Genomic DNA, 8,686 nt, shown 5'->3' with positions numbered 1-8,686 from the left:
TCATGCGGCAACTGCGTCACCTCACCGCGGGCGAGTGGGCCGCGGCGCTCGGTGCGACCGCGCTCAGCTATATCGCGCTGGTCGACCGCGACGCAGTCGGCTTGCGCTACCTGGGCGCGGCAGTGCCACGCGCGGCGCTGTGGATCGGCGCGACCGCGGGCTCGGCGCTCGGCAATGCGACCGGCTTCGGCGCGTTGACAGGCGGCGCCGTGCGTGCTCGCGTGTACGGGGTGTCGAACATTACACCCGCACAGATCGGCCGCATGACCGTGTTCACGAGCGTTTCGCTGGCGCTGGCACTGGTGCTGATGACGGCGCTCGGCATGGTGTGCCTCGCTGACCGTCTTGCGACGATGCTGCATCTCGCGCCGCCCACCTTGCGTTGGAGCGGCGCTGCGCTGCTGGTCGCGCTCGGACTCGCGGCGGCCGCCTGCCGTCGCGACACGCGCCCGATCCGCACGCGCTGGCAGTGGCTGTCGTTCGATATTCCGGCGCGTCGCGACCTGGTCGCGCAAGTGGCTCTCGCCGTGCTCGACGTGGTGGCCGCGGGCCTCGCGCTTTGGGCGCTGTTGCCGCATGCGGACGTCAGCTTCGTGACCTTTATCACCGTCTATGCCGCCGCGATGCTGCTCGGCATGATCGGCCACACACCTGGCGGCGTCGGCGTGTTCGAAGCAGCGATGGTGTTCACGCTGAACGGCAGCGTGCAAACGCATCAGATGGTCGCGGCGCTGCTCGCCTATCGCGCGATTTACTTCGGTGTCCCGTTGATCGTCTCGGCGGCGTTGCTCGCCGGCTTCGAAGGCCGTGCGCTGAAAAGCCGTTTGCCGCTGCGTCATGCGGCGGGCGCGTATAAACTCGCGCCGCTGTTTCTGAGCCTCGTCACTTTCGTGGTCGGCGGCATGCTGGTGATTTCCAGCGCGACGCCCGCGTTCTGGCAACGCATTCTGATTCTGCGCGACGTGCTGCCGCTGTGGGTGCTCGAAAGCTCGCAGATGCTGTGCAGCGTGCTCGGCGTGCTGCTGTTGTTCGTCGCGCGCGGTTTGCTGCGGCGTCTGGATGCCGCGTGGTGGGTGACCTTGCTGCTGGCGGTGTTGAGCCTCGCGCTGTCGCTGACCAAAGGTCTTGCGTTCGTGGAAGCGGGCGTGCTCGGCATGCTGATCGCGCTGCTGCTGTCCACGCGTCGCCGTTTCAACCGTCATTCGTCGCTGTTCGCCGAGCGCTTTACGGCGGGTTGGCTGGTGTCGGTGGCGATGGTGCTGATGCTGGCCGTGTGGGTCATGCTGTTTGCGTTCCGCGACGTGCCGTATACGCAAGACCTGTGGTGGCAATTCGCTTTCGACGAACGCGCGCCGCGTGCGCTGCGCGCGACGCTGGCCGCCAGTCTGTTCGCCGCCACGTTCTCGTTCTGGCAATTGCTGCGCCCGGCGGCGGGCCGTTTCGTCATGCCCGCTCCGCAAGATCTGCAGGACGCGGCGCGCATCGTGCGCGCCCAGGAGCGCAGCGACGCCGGTCTCGCGCTGATGGGCGACAAGAGCTTTCTCTTTTCCGCGTCGCGCAAAGCCTTCCTGATGTACGCGAAAAATGGCCGCACGTGGGCCGCGCTTCACGATCCGGTCGGTCCGCGCGAGGAGTGGGCCGGGCTGATCAGCAAGTTCGTCGCGCTCGCGCACGCGCACGGCGGCCGCGCGGCCTTCTATCAGGTGCGCGCCAACGCGTTGCCGCTCTATCTCGACGCCGGCCTCACGTTGATGAAGCTCGGCGAAGAAGCGCACGTAGTGCTCGACGACTTCGACCTGAAGGGCTCGCATCGCGCGCATCTTCGCTATGCGCTCAAGCGTGGCGAGCGTGACGGCTTTACCGTCGAAGTGATCGATCAAGCGGATGTACCGGCGTCGCTCGAAACGCTGCGTGAGATTTCCGACGGCTGGCTCGACAGCCGCGACGCACGTGAAAAGAGCTTTTCGGTGGCCGCGTTTACCGACGAGTACCTTGCCGCGCAATCCGTGATGCTGGTGCGCCAGAACGGCGAGCCAGCCGCTTTCGTGACCTTCATGACCACCGATATGAATACCGAAGCGACGGTCGGTGTGATGCGGCACGTGGAAAGCGCCTCGCCGTATGCGATGGAATATCTGTTCACCCAACTGGCGCTGCATCTGAAGCAGGCGGGTTTCCGCTCGCTCAGTCTCGGCATCGCGCCGCTCTCCGGCATGCTGCCGACGCCACTCGCGTCGCGCTGGCATCGGCTGGCGGGGATCGTGTGGCGCTTCGGCGGCCGCTTCTATAACTTCCGCGGACTGCGTGCTTTCAAGAGCAAGTTCCAGCCGCATTGGGAGCCGCGCTATCTCGCGGCGTCGGGTTCGATGGGTGTGTTCTTCACGCTCGCGGACCTGTCATTGCTGGCAGGAGGCCGGCGTTCATGACATTGCATCCGTTTTTCAGGCTCGCCGCAGTGGCGAGCCTCGTTGTTTGCAGCGCGACCGCCTTTGCCGCAACCACCACGGTGTCCGGCGGCCGTTATGGCGACGTGACGGTGACGCAGCCGGCCGGCCCCTTGCGCGGCTTCGTGGTGCTTTACTCGCCGGCGACCGGCTGGAGTGCAGCCGACCAGCAAACCGCCGATACGCTCGCCAAGGCCGGTGCGTTGACCGTCGGCGTGGATACGGCGCGCTATGCGGCCAACCTGAGCGCGAAAAAAGAAACCTGCCATCAACTGGTGGGCGATGCTGAAGCCTTGAGCCATCAACTCGAACGGCAATCGCAATCGAGCCGCTATTTCGCTCCGATCGTCGCAGGTACCGGGCAGGGCGCGACGCTCGCAATGCATGTGCTTGAACAGGCGCCGTCGAATACGGTTGCCGGCGCGGTCTCGCTCGATGCAGAGCGCAATCTGGATCTGCGCTTTCAACCGTGCCCGCCGGACCCGACCATCATCCGCGACAAAGTGCCTGGCTTCGTCGAAAAGGCGACACCCGGCAGCGGCGATCGCACGCGACTCGTTGCAATGGTCACACCGCATTTGCAAACGGCGTCGACGAACGATGACGACGTCTCCGATCTGCCGCTGATCGAATTGCTGGCGGCGCATCCGAACGGCCTCATGGCGATCGTGATTTCCGGTGACGGCGGCTGGCGCGATCTCGACAAGACTATCTCGCTTGCCTTGCAGAAAGACGGTGTCTCGGTAGTCGGCGTGGACAGCCTGCGCTATTTCTGGAGCGAAAAGACCCCGGCGCAGACGAGCCGCGATCTGGCGCGCATTATGCAAACCTACGGGGCGCGCTGGCACGCTGAACACATTGCGCTCGTCGGTTATTCATTCGGCGCCGACGTGATGCCGTTCGCCTATAACCGCCTGCCTGAAGCGCTGCGCGCGAAAGTGCCGCTGATTGCGCTGCTCGGCTTCGCGCCGGATGCCGATTTCCAGATCCGTGTGGGCGGCTGGCTCGGTATGCCGGCAAGTGATAAAACCTTGAAGGTGCAGCCGGAATTGGCGCGCGTACCGCCCGCGATCGTGCAGTGCTTCTACGGTGAAAACGAGAAAGACACCCTGTGTCCCGCGCTCACCAACACCGGCATCACGGTGATTCGCACGTCGGGCGATCATCACTTCGGCGGCGATTACAACGCGCTGGAACGGCGCATTCTGGGCGCCTTCAGAAAGCAAAGCGGCGTGCGTGATTAGTACATCCGTTTGAAGCGCGTCGCCGGAGCAGCGGCGCGCCTGTCCTGCATACCCTCATTCGTCTGTTGAGAGTGGTATCGCACATATACCGGCCCTGCCGGATTCTATGATTCTTACGACGCCCTGGACGACAGTGTTCTCACGCGATATCGCGTGAGAAAACAGCTACTCCTCGGTGTCGTTCGGGGATCTTTCTTGAAACTCTCCTGCTACAACGCAGCGCGCCACCGGGTAGCTCTGCTGCCCCGCGGCGTGCTTCCGGCATGACCGGCAGTTGCTCTCGCGCTCGTTCGGGTTAGCCGATGCGCGCGCTGGCTTAGTGCCCAATGGACCGAGGCTGTCAATGCTGGACTCCTTCTTCTTCGATACTGCCGCGAGCGAGCCGGATAGTCCCGCGCTGTGGGTCGATGAACGCCTCTACGACTACGGTGAAATCGCATCGCGGGCGCGCCGGATTGCAGCCGGGCTGGCAGACGCAATGCCGGCCGGGCGACCCGGGCGCTGCCTGCTGTTCGCGCATCGCAGTTTGGCCGCCTACGCCGGCCTGTTGGGGATCCTAAAGGCTGGTTTCGCTTACGTGCCGCTCAATCCCAATGTGCCGGCCGCGCGCCTTGCAGCCGTGATCGAGCAGTCGGGCGCGCCGCTGCTGCTGGTCGATCGGCGTTGCGCGGCGTTACTCGAAGAAGCGTTGTCGCTGCTCGACGACTGCCCACGGATTATGCTGCTCGATGACGTAGGCGGTGAAGGCGTGCAAGACGCTGAAGATGCTCAGGGCACGCGCGCGGCTTCAGCCTCTGCCGCCGGTGACCTGGTCAGGCGCGATCCGGAATCATCCGTTGCAAAAGCACTTGCGTTACGTGCACCGTACGATCTCGCCTACATTCTTTTCACGTCCGGTTCGACCGGTGCACCCAAAGGCGTACCGATCTCGCACGCCAACGCGGACGCTTACGTGACAGGGCAACTGCAATTGCTGGGCAGGACACCTTGCGCGCGCTACGTGCAATTGTGCGAGCTCACCTTTGATCCATCCGTACACGACATGTTCGTGTGCTGGGCAAACGGCGGCTGTCTGTATGTGCCGAAGACAGTCGAGCCGATCTACAACGCGGGGTTCATCAAGGAACATGCGATCACGCACTGGAGCAGCGTGCCTTCGGTGGCCGGCTTCATGCAGCAGTTTCGCAAACTGGGGTCGAACGAATTTCCGAGCGTGCGCGTCACCCAGTTCGGCGGCGAACCGTTGCCGCGTTTGCTGGTACAGGCATGGTTGCGCGCCGCGCCGAACAGCCGGGTGCTGAATATGTACGGGCCAACCGAAACCACGGTGGCCTGTGGTGCTTTCGAGGTCACGCCGGAATTTGCCGACGATCCGCAGCACGCGGTCATGCCGCTCGGGGGCGCATTGCCGGGGATGGAACTATTGATCGTCGACGCCGCGCTTGCACCGGTCGCGCCCGGCGAAAGCGGCGAACTGCTGATCGGCGGGCCCCAGTTGGCCGCGGGTTATCTGTCGCCGGACGAATCGGGCAATCGCCGCTTCGTTTCGACGGCCTATCCGGGCCACAGCTCGCCGCGCTGGTATCGAAGCTCGGACGCCGCACGCGAAGTAGCCGGGCAGGGCATCGTGTTTCAAGGACGGCTGGACACGCAGATCAAGATTCGTGGAAACCGGATCGAGCTCGAAGAAGTCGAGCATGTCGTGCAGGCATGCAGCCACGCGGCGCTCTGCGCGGTAGTCGCCTGGCCCGTCGACGATGCGGGACGTGCCGGTGGACTGGTTGCCTTCGTGACCAACGCACAGGGCAGTGCGTTGCAGATTCTGCAAGCGTGCCGTCAGCGCCTGCCGATGTATGCCGTACCACAACGAATCGTGATGCTCGACGCGTTGCCGCTCAATGTGAATGGCAAGATCGACAGGAAGGCGCTTATCGAATGCTGTGCAAGCATCGATGCGGTTGTCTGACTTTCGTAGACGAATATGATCTGTATAACGAAATATCGTTTTGAAGTGCCGACGGCTTTCTCGCGTTAGCGTTTGTTTCGGATCAGGTTATGGATGACAGCGCATCCGTGCGCTCTTGATGAATCGATGCATCGATGCTGTAGCTAAAAAATTCAGATTTTCGGGGTATCAAATGAAAACTTACGTGCGCAGCATTCTCCAGGAGGCTGCCTGTCTCGACGTATCGGTCGACTCGCTGGCCGATCGCGACGATCTCTACGAGGCAGGTTTGTCGTCGCTCGGGTCGGTCCGCGTCATGATGGCCATCGAAGAAAAATTTGCCATCGAAATTCCAGCCGCGCTGATCACCCACGATCTGTTTCAGAGCATCGAATCCCTCGCGCGCACGATTGCGCACCTCGTGCCGGAGGAATCGCTTGCGCCGCGAATCTGAAGTGGCGTTGCAGCGACCGATCATGACGAATCCGTCCACCATGACGCCCGTAACGTTCAACGGCTGTTTCGGATGGCTGCACCGACCGGCCGGCGCTCAGGCAGAGAGAGGTGTGGTGCTATGCAGTCCGTTCGGCTACGAAGCACTGTGCACGTATCGCGGCTGGCGCGATTTCGCCGAGGCGCTCGCCGCGTGCGGCATGCCCACGCTGCGCTTCGATTACCCCGGCACGGGCGATTCGAGCGGTAGCGAGGAAGACCCGCAGCGCTTGCGCGCGTGGCTCGACAGTATCAAGGCGGCCGCAGCGTGGCTGCGCGCCGAAACCGGCGTGACGCATCTGAGCTTATGCGGGCTGCGCCTGGGCGCTACGCTCGCGGCGTTGGCCGCCGAAGAGTTAGGTGATGTCGAGAATCTCGTGCTGCTTATGCCGCTGAGTTCGGGCAAGAACTACATACGTGAGTTGGAAATCCAGCATCAAAGCTGGCTCAGTGCGCAAAAAGCACTCGGACTCAACCTCGATGCCGAGGCCGCGGAAACGATCGGTGCGCACGGCTTCCGTCTCTATCCGGACTCGCTCGAGATGCTCGCGAAGGTCGACCTCGAGCAGAGCACGCAATGTCCCGCGCGGCGTGTGTTGCTGCAGGACCTGAGCGAAAGTGCGCGTCTGAAGCGGCTGGCCACGCAGTATCAGGCTCAGGGCGCTCAGGCTGACCTGCAGATTTTCAGCGAGTACAGCAGGTTCCTGCTCGATCCTAGCTATAGCGAGCCGCCGGCCCAGGCATTCGGCGGCGTGCTCGAATGGCTGGGGGCAAGGGCGGTCACGGCGACCGGGACGGCGGTGGAGATGCTGGGCTGTGCAGCGACAGCGCAGATCGAGTTCGCGCACGGTCATGAGGTGCCCGTCGTGTTCGATGGCGGCCGCTACGCAGGGGTGTTCTGTCAGCCATTGCGCGCGCTTGAAGGGGCGCCGGCGGTACTGTTCGTCAACACGGGCGGCGTGCACCGGATCGGCGACGGCCGCTTTACGGTGCTGATGGCGCGGCATCTCGCGGCTCAGGGCATCGCATCGTTGCGCATGGACCTCAGCGGTCTCGGCGATAGTCTGCGTCGCGACGAGGCGCTGACGCTCGATATGGTGTACGCCCAATATGCAGTCTCGGACGCCCGCTCGGGCGTCGACTGGCTGGCGGCGGCCGGCTATCCGAAAACCGTCACGTTCGGCGTTTGCACGGGTGCGTATGTCAGCATTCATGCGGCGCTCACTCATCCCGGCGTGGTGGCTTGCGCCGCCGTCAATCCACCGCTGTTCGTGTGGGGTGGCGCGCGGACGCGGCCCGGCGCGCAGCACGTGGCATCGAGTGTCGTCTACCGGCGCGCAATGCGCAATCCACGCAAATGGCTGCGGCTGTTGACTGGGCAGGTGAACGGTCGCGCGATCACCGCCGAACTCGCGCGCCGTCTATGCGCGCGTATCACCGCGCGCGCCAGCACGGCGTTCGAGCGGCTGTTCGGACAGTCGACGCCAGGGGGAGCCGTCCGCAGAATCGCACAGGAACTCGAGCGCAAGGGTGTGCAAACCTCGCTGATGTACGGAGCGCTCGACGAGGGGCTGGAGGAGCTGGAGATTCATTTCGGACCGAACGGCAATCAGCTCGGCAAGCTGAGCAATATCACAGCGAAGGTGGTTGGCAAGGTGGACCACGCGCTCTTTTCACGCGCTGCCCGTGATGCGGTGATGATGCAATTCGACGTGTTTCTGCGCGAAAGAGTGCTGGGTGCGCGGCGTGAAGCGGTCGGACCGAATCCGGGCTTGCGGGTCGCGGAAGTGCCGCAACCGTGAGTTTGCGGCTCCATTAGCGCCACCGTTTACCGCACGGGTTGCTACGCCGCTTGCTGCACTGTTAGCGATATCGCGAGACTTCGCCGCCGCCGTGAGGCTCACAGGTGACGTTGCCCGATGTAACGAACAAGGATTGACAAAGGCCGCCAAGTCAACGATTATCAACAGCATGAACTGCCTCGACATCCGTATTGCGCTGATTATTAGCACCATTCATCGAATGGTGGGTTAGCGCGCGTCTGATAGCAGCGACATCAACCCGCCCCACGAGGCGGGTTTTTTTATGTCCGCTTTCTGCCTGCCTCCTGGTGATCTCTCTGTTGATTTGCCCTTGCCGCACTGGAGCTTGCCTTGCAGTTACACGAACTCAATCAGGTTGCGGAACCCGCAGACAGCGTGGCGTTGCGCCACGACTACCTGAAGAAAATCCTGACCGCGCGCGTCTACGACGTGGCTCGCGAGACCGAACTCGAACGCGCGCCGAATCTGTCGGCACGGCTACGCAATCCGGTTTATCTGAAGCGCGAGGACAACCAGCCGGTGTTCTCGTTCAAGGTGCGCGGCGCGTACAACAAGATGGCACATATTCCGGCGGACGCGCTGGAGCGGGGTGTCATCACCGCGTCAGCGGGTAATCACGCGCAGGGCGTGGCGCTGTCGGCGGCGCGCATGGGCGTGAAGGCGATTATCGTGGTGCCGGTGACCACGCCACAGTTGAAGGTCGATGCGGTGCGCGCGCATGGCGGCGCAACGGTCGAA

General features: G+C 63.4%; 6 protein-coding genes. All 6 read left to right on the top strand.

The window, feature by feature from the left end:
* On the top strand, positions 1 to 2,426 hold a 2,426-nt coding region (gene mprF / locus VFE81_RS12185; RefSeq protein WP_325044831.1), incomplete at its 5' end, for a bifunctional lysylphosphatidylglycerol flippase/synthetase MprF.
* Positions 2,423 to 3,688 carry a virulence factor family protein gene (locus tag VFE81_RS12180; protein ID WP_325044830.1) on the top strand — a complete coding sequence of 422 codons (1,266 nt, stop codon included), beginning with the start codon at positions 2,423 to 2,425 and terminating at the stop codon, positions 3,686 to 3,688. The genes mprF and VFE81_RS12180, both read left to right, overlap by 4 nt.
* A 343-nt stretch (positions 3,689 to 4,031) precedes the next feature.
* On the top strand, positions 4,032 to 5,654 hold the full coding sequence (locus tag VFE81_RS12175; RefSeq protein WP_325044829.1) for an amino acid adenylation domain-containing protein: 1,623 nt from the start codon (positions 4,032 to 4,034) through the stop codon (positions 5,652 to 5,654).
* A gap of 172 nt (positions 5,655 to 5,826) precedes the next feature.
* Positions 5,827 to 6,087, top strand: coding sequence for an acyl carrier protein (locus tag VFE81_RS12170; protein ID WP_325044828.1), 261 nt, complete (start codon positions 5,827 to 5,829; stop codon positions 6,085 to 6,087).
* Positions 6,071 to 7,927: a serine aminopeptidase domain-containing protein gene (locus tag VFE81_RS12165; RefSeq protein ID WP_325044827.1), complete on the top strand. Its 1,857-nt coding sequence runs from the start codon at positions 6,071 to 6,073 to the stop codon at positions 7,925 to 7,927. The genes VFE81_RS12170 and VFE81_RS12165 overlap by 17 nt, the downstream gene beginning before the upstream one ends.
* A gap of 351 nt (positions 7,928 to 8,278) precedes the next feature.
* Positions 8,279 to 8,686: pyridoxal-phosphate dependent enzyme (locus VFE81_RS12160; protein WP_325044826.1), on the top strand; the 408-nt coding region annotated here is incomplete at its 3' end.

It is taken from the genome of Paraburkholderia sp. (genome assembly GCF_035656215.1).
Classification (GTDB): domain Bacteria; phylum Pseudomonadota; class Gammaproteobacteria; order Burkholderiales; family Burkholderiaceae; genus Paraburkholderia.
Note: the sequence above shows the minus strand (reverse complement) of the source record. Positions and strands in the feature narration are given on the sequence as shown.